Here is a 14,927-nt window from a genome sequence, read left to right on the forward strand (position 1 = left end):
TTCATGCTGATGGCGGCGCTGGCGTGCGTGTTGACATTCGCGACAGGCTGCCAGAACGGCGAGGCGAAAATCGACCGAAGCCCGTTGCCGATGGCGGCTGCTTCCCCATATATCTGTGAACACATTCCGCTGAAGGCGGTGGAGTTGATGACCGGGGTACATGACCCGCTGGTTCGCGGCTACTTCGACCTCACGGTTGCCGGAGGTCTCGGCGACGGAAGCTGCGCAGCTTACCGGAGAGATGGCGAGCGGCTGAAGGTGCTGCAGATCGGCCTTACTCCTGGAGGATATCCGGGAGAGATTGAGGAACAGCTCGAAGATGGGGCCTTGCCGCTGCCGGAAATCGTCCCCGGGGCTATCGGCTTTTACTTTAAAGATACGAACAGCAAGAACAATGCCGCATATGCCATGCTTGTTCGCGGTGAGGCGGAAATCGCAATTCAACTTAATATAGGTGTCGCGGGGCGTGACAATGCAGCTGATGTGCTGGCGTTGATGAAGCTGATCGCGCCGAGGCTGATCACCGATGCCAGCGCTCCCTCGCCGAGCCCGTCCGCGAAGACCCCGCCTGCGAAGACCCCGTCCCCCTCCCCGAAGGGCTGATCTGGTCGTGGCCGAGATGGTGCCCAATCCGCTCTATGAGGCGCTGGGAGAGGCCCTGCGGACGGTCGAGCCGCTGGTCCAGGAGATCGAGAAGGGCATCGAGGGGCCGTACCGGGACTTCCACTCCGGAAAGGTGTGGACGGGGCCTGCCGCCAAACGCTTTGACGCGGAGCTCTCCCAGCAGCGCACGCGGGTCCGCGGCTCGGGGGACAAGATCCTGTCCGACCTGCGCCAGACGCTGAACCGCACACCACGTCAGGTGACCGAAGAGGAAGCCAAGATGATCAAGAGAAGGTACGGCCTGCCCTGACGGGGAGGGTGCACGTCAGATCGCCGGATGTGGCCGTACCGGCTGGACCGCGAAGAGTGCGGCCCGGGTGAGGAGCAGGGGTGGTGTGACGGCTGCCGGGGCTGACGTAGAGGAGCGGCACGGTCTGACCTGGGAGACGTTCTGACCTAAGAGAATAAGTTCGCCGGGAATGAGGGGATTTTCGGCGGGTAGCCGGTACGGCCATGAGTGACGTTCAGACGGGGACGGTGACCACAAAGGTCCCCGCGCGGTTGGACCGGCTGCCATGGTCACGATGGCACTGGATGATCATTATCGGACTCGGCACCGTCTGGATCCTCGACGGTCTCGAAGTGACCATCATCGGAAACCTCTCGGCCCAGCTGGCCAAGGAGGGAAGCGGTCTGGAGATCACCCAGACCCAGGTGGCCGGTACGGCGGGGGCCCTCTATGTGGCCGGGGCCTGCCTCGGGGCGTTGTTCTTCGGCTGGCTGACAGACAAGTTCGGCCGCAAGAAGCTGTTCATCATCACGATGGTCGTCTATCTGATCGCCACCGCGATGACCGCGCTGTCGTTCTCCGCGTGGTGGTTCTTCCTGTTCCGGTTCCTGACCGGGTTCGGCATCGGCGGCGAGTACGCCGCGATCAACTCGGCCATCGACGAGCTCATCCCGAGCCGCCACCGGGGCCGGATCGACATCATCATCAACGGCAGCTACTGGCTCGGTGCCGCCGGCGGCGCGCTGCTGACGGTGCCGCTGCTCAACAACTTCGCGGTGAACATCGGCTGGCGTATCGCGTTCGGCCTGGGGGTGGTGCTCGGCCTGGCCATCCTGCTGGTCCGTCGGCACGTGCCGGAGAGTCCGCGCTGGCTGTTCATCCACGGCCGGGACGAGGAGGCCGAGAAACTGGTCGACGAGGTCGAGGAGCGCGTCGAACAGGAGAAGGGCGTCCGGCTGGAGGAGCCCTCGCAGAGCATGACCATTCACCAGCGCAAATCAATCGGGTTCGGTCAGATCGCGCACACCATGGTGGCCCGCTATCCCAAGCGCACCATTCTCGGCTTTTCTCTCTTCGTCGGGCAGGCGTTCCTCTACAACGCCATCACCTTCGGATACGCCCAGATCCTGTCGACCTTCTTTAAGATCGACACCAATGCCGGTTACTTCTTCGCGGTCATCGCGGTCGGTAACTTCCTCGGTCCGCTCCTGCTCGGGCCGCTGTTCGACAGCGTCGGCCGGATTCCCATGATCTCCGGCACCTACATCGGGTCCGGGGTGCTGCTGCTCGGCACGGCCTGGCTGTTCAACCAGGGTGTGCTGACCGCGGTCACGCTGACCGCGTGCTGGTGCGTCGTTCTCTTCTTCGCCTCGGCCGGCGCGAGCGCGGCCTATCTGACCGTCAGCGAGATCTTTCCGATGGAGACCCGGGCCATGGCCATCGCGTTCTTCTACGCGATCGGCACCTTCGTCGGCGGCGTCGCCGGTCCGCTGGTCTTCTCCGGTCTGGTCGAGAGCGGCAGGCCGGGTGACACCGCCCTGGCTTTCTCCATCGGGGCATCCCTCATGATCGCGGCCGGGTTGGTGGAGATGTTCCTCGGGGTCAAGGCCGAACGCAGAGGTTTGGAGGACATCGCCGAGCCGCTGAGCACCGCGCGGGCCCAATCGTAATTTTCATCAGGAAAGTGCACTGCGAGACACGGCTTACGCGTTTCCGGCCAGGAAGGGCGACTTGATACGATAGTGATTATCGTTTGAACATATGTTCAGGAGTTTGCCCATGGACGTCGTCACCGGTCTGGACGCCTGCAGCACCATGGAGCCAGACGATGCCAGGGTGGCGGCGACGCGAGAGCGGCTCGTCACCGCGCAGGAGGCCACCCGGCTCGCCGACCTTTTCCGGCTGCTGGGCGACCCCACCCGCGCCCAGCTCCTGTACGCGCTGCTCGAAGCCGGTGAGCTTTGCGTCTGCGATCTCACCGAGACGGTGGAGGTCAGTGACACCGCCGTCTCCCACGCGCTCAGGCTGCTGCGGACCGCGGGCATCGTGGCCAGCCGCCGGGCCGGGCGGATGATCTACTACCGCCTCGCCGACGCCCACGTCCGGATGCTTCTCGACCTCAGCCGCGAGCATCTGCGCCACGAGATCGTCAAGGGCTGACCACCCGTCCCGGGCGCCCTCGCCGCCGACGCACGTGGTGGCCGGAACGCGGCGGTCCGGCGGTCCGGTGGTCTGGTGGTTCGGCGGTCCGGTGGCCCGGTGGCCCGGTGGCCCGGTGGCCCGGTGGCCCGGTGGTTCGGCGGTCCGGTGGTTTGGTGGCCCGGTGGCCCGGTGGCCTGATGACACGGCGGCCCGGTGGCGGGTCCGGCCGCCTGTTCGGAGCTCGTAAGATCATTGGCGATGTTCCACATCGTCGCGTGGGCGAACCCGCCCTCCAGCCCGGTGCCCACGGGCCTTCGTGTTCGGCGAGGCGGGCATACCGGCAGCGGTGCGAATGCGGCGGCCGGCGGTACGCGGACGCGGCAGTCACAGCGGTCACAGGAGTGTCATCCCGGTTTCCCAGGGCAGTGGAAGATCGATTTCGATAGGGACGGTTCGGCCACAGGCTCCGCGACCCCGTGACGACGGGCCGCCCTCAACGCCGATCCGGTGCCCCCTCACCCGCGTTTTTGTTCTGCTGGAGGTATCGCATGCCTGGTACAGCTCGTGTGTTAACCCTGATGGCCGCGGCCCTCAGCTTGGGACTGACCGCCGCCTGCGCGGGCGACGGGAGCGCGGAGGGGCAGAAGCCGGTTCAGCAGGCACGCCAGGGCGCGGTCGAACCCGTCACGCTGAAGTATTGGACCTCGTTCCCTCCCGAGCCGGCCCTCAAGGAAACGATCGCCGCGTTCGAACGGGCGACTCCCGGGATCAAGGTCGAGCTGCGCGGGTTCAAGGCCGCCGACTACGCGAAGCGGCTTCCTGAGGCACTCGGCGCCGATGGTGAGGCACTCGACGTCGTCGGCGTCCAGGTCCCGACGATGACCGATGAGATCAAGGACCGGCTTCTCCCGGTCGACGAGTGGGACAACCTGTCCGAGGACTGGCGGGACACGCTCGGGGAGACCGCGGTCGGCCAGGCAGAGAAGGCCGCCGAGGACGGGAAGCTCTACTCCGTCCCGATGGGCTCCAGCGGGGGCGCGGTCATGTACTACAACGCCGCGCTCCTGTCCGAACTCGGGATGTCCTTCCCCGAGACGGTCGCCGACCTCGAATCCGTCGTCATGAAGGCGAAGAAACTCCCGGACCTCCAGCCGATCGTCCTGTCCGGCGAGCCGCGGCGGCAGGAGGAGCTGCTGTTCACCATCGTGGGCCAGAGCGACCCCGGCCTCTCCGACGACCTGTTCGCCGGTGACAAGCGGTGGAACAGCCCCGAGATGGTCTCGGCCCTGGTCGCCTACAAGTCGCTCTTCGACCGGGGCGTGGTGGACAAGTCCGTGCTGAGCCTCAAGGGCGACGGCCCGGCCAAGCTGTTCACCTCGGGCAAGGCGCTGTTCCTGGTGGACGACTCCGGGCGGAGCCCGCTGCTGTCCGACTCCTACCGCAAGGACAACAAGGTCTCCCTCACCGACGTCGGCGCCGGGGCCTTTCCCGTCCTCCTGCCCGGCGGCAAGCCCGCCGTGCGCAGCCAGGTTGAGGAGGGCCTGGGCATTCCCAAGGACTCCAAGCACGCGGCCGAGGCGGCCGAGCTGATCAAGTTCCTGACCCTGGGCGACGGCGTCGCGAAGTGGTCCAAGAACATGACGCTGGTCCCGGCGCTCAAGGACTTCCAGATGGACCCGTCCGTCTTCTCCACCGACGCGGCCAGGGAAGGTTACGCCGAGGTCCAGGAGGTCATCGGTGCCGGCGGCTCCGCCCGCACCTCCAGCCGGGCCTTCCTGGACGAGGTGGAGGGCGACGTCATCCTCGGCGTCGCGCGCGGCAGGCTCAGCCCGGAGAAGGCGGCGGACCAGCTGCAGAAGGAGTGGTCCAGCGGACGGTTCGACCTCGGGTGACCGAGGCTCAGACCTCCACCTCCGGCCGCGATGAGATCTCCAGCGGCCGGAATGTGCGGCGGTAGGCCATCGGCGAGACGCCGATGGCCGCCTGCAGGTGCTGGCGGAGCGAGGCCGCGGTGCCGAACCCGGCCCGCAGCGCGACGCCGTCCACCGGCAGGTCGCTGGCCTCCAGCAGGCGGCGGGCCAGCTCCACGCGCTGCAGGATGAGCCACTGACCCGGGCTGACGCCCGTCTCGTCGCGGAAGCGCCGCGTGAAGGTACGGCGGCTCATCCGGGCGTGGGCGGCCAGTTCGGTGAGAGGGAGTGGCTGTTGCAGGCGCTCCAGCGCCCAGGCCCTGGTCGCGGCGGTGGTGGCGGCGGACCGCTCCGGGACGGGGCGCTCGATGAACTGAGCCTGGCCGCCGTCGCGCCACGGCGGGACGACGCATCGCCGGGCCACCCGGTTGGCCACCGCGGTGCCGTGGTCGCGGCGGAGGACGTGCAGGCAGAGATCGACCCCGGCGGCCACCCCGGCTGAGGTGAGCACCTCCCCGTCGTCCACGAACAACACGTCGGGATTGACCTTGACCTGGGGGAACAGCTTCTGGAAGTGGTCGGCGCTGCTCCAGTGGGTGGTCGCCGGGCGGCCGTCGAGCAGTCCCGCCGCCGCGAGCACGTAGGAGCCGGTGCAGATCGAGATCAGGCGGGTGCCCGGCCGGATGAGGGCGATCGCCCTGGCCAGTGACTCCGGGAGCCTTCCGTCCTTGGAGATCGTGCCGAGCGTGTGGGTGGCCGGGATCACCACGGTGTCCGCGGTGCTCAGCGCCTCCGCGCCGTGCTCCACCGAGACCGAGAAGTCGGCGTCGGTACGGACCGGGCCGCCGTCGACGGTGCAGGTGATCACCTCGTAGAGCGGCCCGCCCTCCGGGCTTTTGGCGCCGCCGAAGATTCGTGCCGGGATGCCCAGCTCGAAGGGGATGACACCGTCCAGAGCTAACACGACGACCCTGTGCATGGCCCGATTCTTACACAGGATGGATCCGGGCCGTTTTCCCCTCTACCCCCAGGGGGCTAGACCGATAGAGGGGTGGACAGCGGCAGCCGGAGGATCAACCGGGCGCCACGGCCGTTCGTGCTGTCCGCGGCGTACAGCTTGCCGTGGTGCGCGGACGCGATGTCCCTGGCGATGGGCAGGCCCAGCCCGGTCCCTCCGGCGTCGCGGCTGCGTGCCGAGTCCAGGCGGGTGAAGCGCTGGAAGACCCGCTCGCGCTCGTCCGGCGGGATACCGAGCCCGTTGTCGCGGACCTCCAGTACGGCCTCACCGCCCTCGCGCTTGACCTCGACCCATACTGTGCTCAACGCGTGCCGTTGGGCGTTGGTGAGCAGGTTGGCCAGCAGGCGGCAGAGCTGGAGCCGGTTGCCCGCGACCGTCACGTCGGGGTCGAGATTCAGGATCACCTCGTGCCTGCACGGCTGCCCGATCTCCGAGACGACCAGCTCGGAGAGATCGATCGGCTGGGAGGCGTTCCGCACCCCGGCGTCGAGGCGGGCGAGCAGGAGCAGGTCGTCCATGGTGGCCTGGAGCCGCTCGGCGTCGCCCAGCGCCGACCGCATCGCCTGCACGGGATCCTCCACCTCGGGGTCGGCGAGCGCCAGTTCGAGCTTGGTGCGCAACCCGGTCAGCGGCGTGCGCAGCTCGTGCGAGGCGTCGGAGGCGAAGCGCCGCTGGTTCTCCATGGCCCACTCCAGCCTCCCCAGGGTGCCGTTGAGGGTCTGGGCGAGCTGCGCCACCTCGTCCCCGGTGTCCGGCACGGACATCCGGCGGCTGAGGTCGGAGGCGGTGATCTCGGCCATCTCGGCGCTGATCCGCTGGACCGGTTCGAGGGTCCGGCCGACCATCCGCCAGGTGCCCCAGCCGAGCAGCCCGAGGAGCACGGTGAACAGGACGGCCAGCGAGATCTCCAGGGTGTGGCCGCCGAGCAGTGGGGGTGCGGCGGCCTGCGCGTAGACCATGACGTCGCCGTAGGAGGATTTACTGTGCCAGAGCCCCACGGTGAGGAAGCAGGTCCTGTCCTTCTGGGAGAAGGCGACGCAGGACATTTTGTCCACTCGCAGGTCTCCGCCGACGGGGCGCGCCCGGGAGATCGCGGGCTTTCCCTTCAACGCCGGGCTGGCGGCGAGGACCCGGCCGTCCTCCCCGACGACCTGGAGACGGCTGACGTAGTTCGACGGCATGATGACGCCGCCCGGCACGTGCCCTTTGTCGGCGCTCAGAGCCGCCTTCCTGGCCGCCTCGACCACGGAGTTGTTGATGTCGGTCCTCAGCTTGGCTCGCACACCCAGCGAGGTCGCGACCGCGCCCGTTCCCAGCACGAGCGCGAATATCATGAGCGCGGTGAGCGTCACCCGTGCCCGAACCGAATGTGGAAGTCGCGATACCACCTTTACCCCCGAAAGATGCCATTCGCACATTTATAGGCGACGGTCATCCATTGGTGAGTAAAGGTGAGTCAAGTGCTCTTGACCTTCAGTTCGTTCAGCCGGAAAGGGCAACCGCCCCGAGCTCGCCGCGGGAGGCGACGCCGAGCTTGGGATAGGCCTTGTAGAGGTGGTAGCCGACCGTGCGAGGGCTGAGGAAGAGCTGGGCCGCGATGTCCCGGTTCGACAGGCCCTGTGCCGCCAGCCGTACGATCTGCAGCTCCTGCGGGGTGAGTCTGGCCAGCACGCCGGGCGCGGGCGCGGCGGGCGCGGCGGAGCCGGTGGCGCTCAGCTCGGCACGCGCCCGGCCGGCCCACGGCGTGGCGCCCAGACGCTCGAAGGTCTCCAGCGCGGCGCGCAGACGGATGCGGGAATCGGCCTTTCTTCTCATACGGCGGAGCCATTCGCCGTAGAGCAGTTCGGTTCTGGCCTGTTCGAAAGGGCGTCCTTCGAGTTTCAACGCCGCGGTGAAATGCTCCTCGGAGTCTTCGAGCAGGGCCCGGCAGCGGAGCACCAGGGCCTCGGTCCACGGCTGGCGCGTGTAGTCGGCCCATTCCCGGTAGACGGCGAAGGCCCCGGCCGCGCGCTCGGGAGCGCCGAACCGTACCGCCGCCTCCACCAGGTCGGGCACGCACCGCGTATCGGCCACGTGATGCCCGCCTGCCATGGGCGCCAGCCGGGAGAGCGCGGCCTCCACCCGGCCATGACCGAGGTCGAGCGTGCCCCGCGCCCACAGGACCCACCGAGTCCCCGCCACACCGCTCGCGAGCGCCTCGTCCGCGTGCCTGACGCAGCGCTCGTCATCACCGTCGATCGCGGCGAGATAGGCCAGGAAACTGTTCATCTGACTGACCCACTGCCCCTGCCCGGTGTCGCGCGCGATGCGCAGGCTCTCGGTGGCGGTGGTCAGCGCGTCCCGGTGCCGTCCCTGGAAGAGCTCGGTCTCGGCGAGGAAGAAGAGCAGCGTCGGCAGCACCCCGATGCTTCCCAGGGCGCGGCTCTCGGCGATCAGGGACGTCGCGGTCTCGTGGACCTCCTCGTCCTGCCCGGCGGCCAGCCCGAACCCGCAGACCTGGACCAGCTCGCGCGGGCCGGCCCCCAGGCGCCGGGCCTGCGCGACCACGTCGTTCAGCGACGGCCGCGCGCTCCGGGACAGGATCGCCGTGATGAACCCGATGACCGGCGCCGCCGGGTCCCCCTCGGGAAGGGACAGGGCGTCCAGCCGGGCCGCGGTGCGGTCGATTTCGGGCCTGCCGAGGTACCAGGCGGCGTGCAGCGCCTGGATCAGCATCCGCGCGGCCCGCGTGCCGTCCGCCGTCGCGGCGCCGTCCAGCAACGCCTCGTGCGCGGTGTGCGGCGACCCGCGCAGGAAGTCGGACGTCGCCCGGACCTGTGTGAGCCGGGCCCGGAGAGCCGGGTTCCCCACCTGCTCCACGGCATCCGGGGCGGGTGTGACGAGTTGTCGTTCCCCTTGTTCGGCCAGCGTTCCCGCCCTGTCCAGCTCCCCCGCCCAGATCGCCGTCTCGGCCGCCAGGGTGAGCCGCCTCGCCCGGGACTCCGGCCGCGCGCTGAGCCGGGCCGCCCGCTCGTAGGCGGTGGCCGCGGCGGCGTAACCGTGGCGATCGCTGGCCCGTACGCCGGTGCGCTCCAGCTCGGTGGCGACCTCCTCGTCGGGTCCCGTCGCCGCCATGGCCCGGTGCCAGGCGCGCCGGTCGTCGTCGTCGGGGCGGTCGAGCACCTGGGCCAGGGCCTTGTGTACGGCCAGCCGCAGGCTGGGCGGGATTCCCTGATAGACGGCGGCCCTGACCAGGGGATGCCGGAAGGTCAAGGTTCCCGCGTCGACCAGGACCAGTCCCGCGCTCTCCGCCGGGTGCAGGTCCTCAAGGAAGTCTCCGAACCCGGCCGCGGCCCGTAACACCACGTCCAGGTCACCGGTGTCCTCGGCCGCGGCCACCGCCAGCAGCCCCTGCGTCGCCTCGGGAAGCGCCCTGACCTGGCCGAGGAAGGCTTCCTGAACCCGGCTGGTGAGCGGCAGCGCCGTACCGTCCGACGGCGCCGCGGCGGGCAGTTCGATCAGCGCGAGCGGGTTGCCCCGCGCCTCGGCCAGCACGCGGTAACGGACGACGGGGTTGATGGCGGCGCCGGTGGGAGCGGAGGTGGGGTCGGCGCCGGTGCCGGCGGCGGCGTCCAGCAACGCCGCCGCGGAGGTGGCGTCCAGCCCCTTCACCGGCAGCTCCTCCACTCCCGGCGCGGTGAACGGCTCGCGCGCGGCGAAGATCAGTGCGATCCCCTCGGCGTCCAGCCGCCGCGCGGCGAACAGCAGCGAGTCGATCGAGGCGCGGTCCAGCCACTGGGCGTCGTCCACCAGCACCAGCAGCGGGCCGTCCTCGGCCAGTTCCGACAGCAGGGAGAGCACCGCCAGGCCGACCAGCAAGCGGTCGCCCGCCTCCATGGAGGCGAGTCCGAAGGCGGCGCGCAGCGCCCGTTCCTGATGCTCGGGCAGCGCTCCCACCTGGTCGAGCACCGGCCGCAGCAGCAGGTGCAGCCCGGCGAACGGGAGCTCCGCCTCCGACTCCACCCCGGTGCCACGGATCACCCGCAGGTCCCCGGCGGCGGTGGCCGCGTAGTTCAGCAGCGCGGTCTTGCCGATCCCCGGCTCGCCCCGGACGAGCAGGGCGCCACTGTGGCCCGCACGGGAGTCCGACAGCAGCCGATCGATGACGGCCTGCTCGGCGCCTCTCCCGTACAACATGTCCTGCACCCTACTTAATGGGCTTTGCACTAACACATGTGCCTTACGGGGATCCAGGAGTCTCCTGGTGAACGGCCGGGGAACCGTTCAGGCGCCGGCGCACGAGTCATGGGTGGCGTCGAAGCCTTGCAGGCTGTCGGTGTCGTTGCGGGGAAGCGCCTTGAGGCCCTTCCAGTCGTCGCCGATCGTCAGGACGAGCCTCGCCGTGGTCGCCTGGGCGGCGAGCAGGCCCTTGGACGCGAGCAGGTCGCGAGTGAGGGTGGGCGCGTTGGTCGCGCCGTTCGGCGAGTACGCGATCGTGGTCGTCGGGTACGGCTTGCGCTTCGCGTCACCGATCTTGGCGATGTGGTATCCCCGCTCCTCCAACTGGGCGGCCACCTGTGTGGCCAGGCCCGACCGGTTGGTCCCGTTGCGTACCTCGACCTGGATCTTCGATCGGGCCACCTTGGACTCCCCGCCCTTGACCCCTGACCCGGTGATCGCCTGGTCCGTCGCGACGATGCGGAACAGCTGCTTGCTCTGCGGCTGGACCCACTCCACCCGGCCGGGGTGGACGACGGAGTACCGCCAGGGGGTGGTGATGAAGTGGATCTGCCCGGCGGCCAGCCCCTGGGCGCTTGAGGCGAGGTCCTTCATGACGCCCGGGGTGAGCTCGGGGTCGGTGGTGACCGACTTCGTGGCCGCGTCGAGGAATCCGAGGAGCTTGGCGGGATCGGTGAGCGTCTCGCCGCTCATGACCTTCTTGACCATTGAGGCGATGAACATCTGCTGCCGCTGGATGCGCCCGATGTCGGAGCCGTCGCCCAGGCTGTAGCGGGCCCGGACGTAGCCGAGGGCCTGCTCGCCCATGAGGGTCTGCTTGCCGGCGGGCAGGTGGAGCAGGGCCTTCTTGTCGTTGATCGCCTCGGGTATGCAGACGTCCACGCCGCCGATCGCGTCGACCATGCCCTTGAAGCCGGTGAAGTCGACCTTCACGAAGTGGTCGATGTGGATGCCGGTGAGCGACTCGATGGTCTTCCAGGTGCAGGTGATGCCGCCGGAGTTGAACGACTCGTTGATCATGCCCAGGTGTGCCTGCTGGCCGGCGAGCCCCTGCTGCGCCCGGCAGGCGGGGAGCTGGACCATCGAGTCCCGGGGAAAGCTGATGATCATGGCGTTGTCCCGCTTCGGCGAGATGTGCGCCAGCATGATCGTGTCGGTCCGCTCGCCGGGGACCTCGCCGTACTTGGCGTTCTTGCCGTCGCGCTGGTCGGAGCCGACGACCAGGACGTTCATCGCCTTGGTCGCGACCTTGACGGGGCGGGTCCCGAGGTCCGCCGCCGTGACGTCGATGTGCTTGACGTTCCCGGCCAGCTTGACGTAGACGCCGGCCACCGTACCCGTTATCACGAGCACGACCACGGTCACGAGGGCCACCAGCCACCACAGCCACCTGCGGCGGGCGCGGGGCGGTGTGGGGCCTGAGGGCTTCGGGGGTGCGTCGGTCAACCCGCTGCTCACGTGACTCCTGGGGGACGGGCCAGGGAATGCACCCGTGGCTGAGGGACCGGAATACGGTCCATCGCCAAGTGTACTTATCCTCCATAAGAGTCAGGTAAGAATCTAAGTAAAGCGCTATGACCTGGAATCTTGTAAAAAGGAGGACGACAGACCCTGATGGGCGATTGGTGCTGTTACGATCCGCCGATGATTATCCGAGATGGCAATCTTGGCGACGTTCCTGCCGTCCTGGGAATGTTCGACAGCGCGGTGGCGTGGCTGACCGCCCAAGGCCGTACCCGCCAGTGGGGCAGCCTGCCGCTCTCCGCCAATCCCACCCACGTCGAGCGGGTCACCTCCTGGGCGAGGACGGACGGGATGCGCATCGCCGAGATCGACGGCGAACCCGCCGGATGCATGGTCCTCGGGCCTCCGACGGACGACATCACGCCGGTTCTCGAACCCGAGGTCTACATCAGGGCTCTGGTCATCGATCAGCGGTTTCGCGGTCGCGACGTCGGAGCGGCCCTGCTGGAGCGGGCCTCGGCCGAGGCGGCCGAGCAGGGGATCACCCTGGTCCGGGTCGACTGCTACGCCGGTGACGACGGCCGGCTGGTGACGTACTACGAGAGCCGGGGCTTCACCAGGACCGAGACCTTCAGCGTCGGCGAGTGGCCCGGCCAGATCCTCCAGATGCGCCTGCCCGCCGGAACCTGAGCCGCGTGCCGCCGGAGTCGCACAGGGCTCGCGGACGTGCGAAGGGTGCGGGACCCCCGGGGGGCCCGCACCCTCTTGTCCGGTGAGGTGATCGGAAGGCTCAGCCGGCGGCCTGGAGCGGGTAGACGCGGAGCCAGTCCACCTCCATCCAGGCCTCACCCCCGCTGCCCTGGCCGGGGAACCAGTCCAGTTGCAGGCAGGCCGACATCGGGCTGTGGGTGGCGTTGGGGGAACGGAACCACTCCTGTCCGTCGATGTAGCCGACGACCCCGTTCCGGGTGTTCTCCACGGCGTAGGTGTGCCAGGTGGTCAGGTCCACATCGGCGCGGGCCTGCTCCTGACCCCGGGGGGTGTGGAGGAAGAAGTTGGGGTGTTGCCTGTCCGGGTCGTCGATGAGCTCCAGGAAGTTCACCTCCTCGCTCGTGGAGCTCCGCACGCCGCCGCCGCCGTCCTTCGGCCACAGCAGGGCGACGGGATGGTAGGAACCCGCGCCCGGATACAGGCGGATGCGGGTCTCCCAGCGCCCGTAGGTCTGGGTATGCCGGGTGGCCAGCCCGGCGGTGGTCCCGTCGGGACGGCCGTGCAGGTAGAGCGCTCCGTTTCCCAGATAGAGCTGTTCGGGGGAACGGCGGCCGTTGCCGGCGTGCCCGGCGGAGTCGTAGAAGACCCAGTCGGCTGGATCGAGGTGGCCGTCGAACTCCGCGCACCAGGCCGGCGCGCCCCAGGCACGGGCCTGGGCGGCGCTCGCCTCACCGGTCGCCCGAGGGCAGGCGGCCGCCTGCCCTGCGGCCACCTCCCCTCGGGCCGCGCCGAGGGTGCTCACGGCCAGAGCCGTCACCGTGCCGAGCACGGCCACCCTCATGAGGGATCTGCTGATCAAGACTGTTCTTCCCATGATCTGGCGCAGAGCGCGGAAGGACTGAAGCTCCAGCAACCGACCCTGTTCGTCGCGAGGGGCGAGGGAGCGGACGTGCTCGGTGTCGCGACGCCGGAGACGGGCGGTGCGAAGGCCCATCGAGGCGCCGACGCGGACGCCTGCTTCGAGGCCGGCGAGCTCTCAGGCGAATCGAAGGTACGGCTGCGCCAGGGCGCGAGACTCCAGCAGGTGACGGCGGTCTCGACCTGGCAGAAATCCGCTGAGGATCGTTTCACCGGCGGCATGGGAACGACCGCCTGGGTCGACGGAGCCGAGACCGTGTACGTCATGGGAACACGGGCGGTGTCGGCCTGCTCGTCGAGAACGGTGGGATCGAAGGTGACGGCCGGACGGGACGCCGGCTGCCGGGGCGTGGCGGTGGGTTCGGTGACCGGGGCGGTCCTGGTCTCGGGGGGCTTCGAGGTGGCCGGTCTCGGGTCCGGAGGCCTGACCGTGGCGGTGCGGCTCGGTGCGGGCCTCGGCGTGTCGTCCGGGGGAGCCGAGGTCGGGTCCGGCCGATCCGGCGGTTCGGACGCCTCCGGGGTCGAGCTCGGCGAGGACGGGGCCGTCTCGGGGGCGTCGGGGGCCGCCGTGGGTCCGGTGCTCTCGGCCGGTGCCGTGGGCCTCGGTTCCTCGGACGGGTCCCTGGACGGGCGCTCGGATGGGCCCTCGGCGTCCTCGGACGGTTCCGAGGTGAGCCTGACCCTCACGGGCGGGTTGACCCGTGACCCGTTCGGCGCCTCCAGGTCCCTGGAGTTCCTGGACGGTGCCGTTGTGGGGGCGGCGCGCCTGGGCGGTGCCGCGGCCCTCTCGGGGGGAGGTGCGGTGGTCCTTTCCGGGGAAGGCGCGGGGGCACTCTCGGGGGGAGGCGCGGTGGTCCTTTCCGGGGGAGGCGCCGTGGTTCTCTCGGGCGGCGGTGCGGTGGTCCTTTCCGGGGGAGGCGCCGTGGTTCTCTCGGGCGGCGGTGCGGTGGTCCTTTCCGGGGGAGGCGCGGCGGTTCTCTCGGGGGGAGGCACGACGGCTCTCTCCGGGGGAGGTCTGCGCACCGGTGGCGGGGAGTCCTCGCCACGATCGGGGGCCGGACCGGCGGGGGGAACCCACTGGCCGCCCTCCGTCTCGGGCAGGGTCTCCACGGGTGGGGGATCGGCACTCTGCGACATCGGTGGAACGGCGGTCACGCCGGGATCCGCCATGGCGGCCCATGGCTGGGCGATGATCGCACTGGTCGTCGCAGAGACCGCGGCCAGCAGGAGTCCTGAGACCAGGGTGACCCGCCGGGACGAGCTGCGTGGGGGCATTGATGGCTCTTCCTGGATCTGTCTCTATTGGGTGGGCGCCGGGCCGGAGAGAGGCTTCCAGCCTGCGGCGGTGAACTCGGGGGTGCCCGGGAGGGCGACCTGCGGCACGGTGGCGGACAGGGGGTCGGGGATGTTGACCCAGTCCCCGCGGTTCGCGCCGCGCATGTCGGGGTTCCAGCTCATGAGCAGGCTCATGGCGTACGGGCTGGAGTAGGTCGGGTCGGTGTCCTGGACGCCCTTGGTCGCGGTCACCTGGACCAGGACGGAGACCTGGACCTGGTCCTTCGCGCGGGCCTTCCACTGGATGCCGATCGTCCTCGTCTGCATCGCCGCCCCTTCGGGAAGCGCTCCGTCCTTGGGGAGGCCGAGGATCTCCCGC

The 14,927-nt window shown here is 69.4% G+C and carries 12 protein-coding genes; 7 read left to right on the forward strand and 5 right to left on the reverse strand.

Annotation, left to right across the window (positions count from 1 at the left end):
* The first annotated feature begins 3 nt into the window (after nucleotides 1–3).
* From J2853_RS35610 to J2853_RS35630, 5 genes are all read left to right on the forward strand, one after another.
* Nucleotides 4–603, forward strand: coding sequence for a hypothetical protein (locus tag J2853_RS35610; RefSeq protein WP_307565094.1), 600 nt, complete (start codon nucleotides 4–6; stop codon nucleotides 601–603).
* A gap of 7 nt (nucleotides 604–610) precedes the next feature.
* Complete coding sequence (locus tag J2853_RS35615; RefSeq protein ID WP_307565095.1) at nucleotides 611–913, forward strand: hypothetical protein; 303 nt, start codon at nucleotides 611–613, stop codon at nucleotides 911–913.
* Nucleotides 914–1,197: 284 nt separating this feature from the next.
* Entirely contained in the window at nucleotides 1,198–2,562 is a 1,365-nt protein-coding gene (locus J2853_RS35620) for an MFS transporter (RefSeq protein WP_307565096.1), read from the forward strand.
* Nucleotides 2,563–2,671: 109 nt separating this feature from the next.
* Nucleotides 2,672–3,052: an ArsR/SmtB family transcription factor gene (locus J2853_RS35625; protein WP_307565097.1), complete on the forward strand. Its 381-nt coding sequence runs from the start codon at nucleotides 2,672–2,674 to the stop codon at nucleotides 3,050–3,052.
* Between the two features lie 560 nt (nucleotides 3,053–3,612).
* Entirely contained in the window at nucleotides 3,613–4,926 is a 1,314-nt protein-coding gene (locus J2853_RS35630; protein ID WP_307565098.1) for an ABC transporter substrate-binding protein, read from the forward strand.
* A gap of 7 nt (nucleotides 4,927–4,933) precedes the next feature.
* On the opposite strand, the gene J2853_RS35635 is transcribed toward J2853_RS35630, so the two are convergent.
* The 4 genes from J2853_RS35635 to J2853_RS35650 all read right to left on the reverse strand — a co-directional run bounded on the left by J2853_RS35635 (nucleotide 4,934) and on the right by J2853_RS35650 (nucleotide 11,638).
* Complete coding sequence (locus tag J2853_RS35635; RefSeq protein ID WP_307565099.1) at nucleotides 4,934–5,923, reverse strand: GlxA family transcriptional regulator; 990 nt, start codon at nucleotides 5,921–5,923, stop codon at nucleotides 4,934–4,936.
* A 56-nt stretch (nucleotides 5,924–5,979) separates the two neighbouring features.
* Nucleotides 5,980–7,296, reverse strand: coding sequence for a HAMP domain-containing sensor histidine kinase (locus J2853_RS35640; RefSeq protein ID WP_307565100.1), 1,317 nt, complete (start codon nucleotides 7,294–7,296; stop codon nucleotides 5,980–5,982).
* A 148-nt stretch (nucleotides 7,297–7,444) separates the two neighbouring features.
* Nucleotides 7,445–10,138, reverse strand: a complete 2,694-nt coding sequence (locus J2853_RS35645) for a helix-turn-helix transcriptional regulator (RefSeq protein ID WP_307565102.1) — start codon at nucleotides 10,136–10,138, stop codon at nucleotides 7,445–7,447.
* An 87-nt stretch (nucleotides 10,139–10,225) separates the two neighbouring features.
* Nucleotides 10,226–11,638 (reverse strand): LCP family protein, encoded by a 1,413-nt coding sequence (locus tag J2853_RS35650; RefSeq protein WP_307565104.1) that lies wholly within the window; start codon nucleotides 11,636–11,638, stop codon nucleotides 10,226–10,228.
* A gap of 186 nt (nucleotides 11,639–11,824) precedes the next feature.
* On the opposite strand from J2853_RS35650, the gene J2853_RS35655 reads away from it, so the two are divergent.
* Nucleotides 11,825–12,334, forward strand: a complete 510-nt coding sequence (locus J2853_RS35655; RefSeq protein WP_307565106.1) for a GNAT family N-acetyltransferase — start codon at nucleotides 11,825–11,827, stop codon at nucleotides 12,332–12,334.
* Between the two features lie 100 nt (nucleotides 12,335–12,434).
* Here J2853_RS35655 and J2853_RS35660 read toward each other — a convergent pair whose 3' ends face one another.
* Entirely contained in the window at nucleotides 12,435–13,214 is a 780-nt protein-coding gene (locus tag J2853_RS35660) for a glycoside hydrolase family 16 protein (RefSeq protein WP_307565108.1), read from the reverse strand.
* A 90-nt stretch (nucleotides 13,215–13,304) separates the two neighbouring features.
* Here J2853_RS35660 and J2853_RS35665 point away from each other — a divergent pair, with 90 nt between their 5' ends.
* Nucleotides 13,305–14,762, forward strand: coding sequence for a hypothetical protein (locus J2853_RS35665; RefSeq protein WP_307565110.1), 1,458 nt, complete (start codon nucleotides 13,305–13,307; stop codon nucleotides 14,760–14,762).
* The last annotated feature ends 165 nt before the right edge of the window (nucleotides 14,763–14,927 follow it).

Source organism: Streptosporangium lutulentum (assembly GCF_030811455.1).
In the GTDB taxonomy this organism is placed as follows: Bacteria; Actinomycetota; Actinomycetes; order Streptosporangiales; family Streptosporangiaceae; genus Streptosporangium; species Streptosporangium lutulentum.